This window comes from Streptomyces sp. SID12501, from assembly GCF_010550245.1.
In the GTDB taxonomy this organism is placed as follows: Bacteria; Actinomycetota; Actinomycetes; order Streptomycetales; family Streptomycetaceae; genus Streptomyces.
In genome coordinates this window covers 1-401 of the sequence record NZ_JAAGLU010000948.1, presented here as the reverse complement: position 1 = coordinate 401, position 401 = coordinate 1, and the positions used below count along the sequence as shown (strand labels likewise).

Below are 401 nucleotides of genomic sequence, written 5' to 3'. Positions count from 1 at the left end.
TCCGGGTACTGGGTCGCCGAGTGGTTGCCCCAGATCGCGACGCGCCGCATGTCGTCGACCGCCGCGCCCGTGCGGTGCCGCAGCTGCGCGAGCGCACGGTTGTGGTCGAGCCGCGTCATCGCCGTGAACCGCTCGGCCGGCACGTCGGGCGCGTGCGCCGCCGCGATGGACGCGTTCGTGTTCGCGGGGTTGCCCTCCACCAGGACCCGCACGTCGTCCGCCGCGCCCGCGTTGATCGCGGCGCCCTGCGGCCCGAAGATGCCACCGTTGGCGCTCAGCAGGTCGCCGCGCTCCATGCCCGCGGTCCGCGGCCGCGCACCGACGAGCAGCGCGACGTTCACGCCGGCGAACGCGGCCGTCGCGTCGTCCGTGACGTCGATGCCGTCGAGCAGCGGGAACGC

General features: G+C 75.3%; 1 pseudogene. It reads right to left on the bottom strand.

The features are described 5' to 3' along the window. Positions 1 to 401 (bottom strand): annotated as a pseudogene (locus G3I71_RS49270) (malate dehydrogenase); the annotation flags it as partial.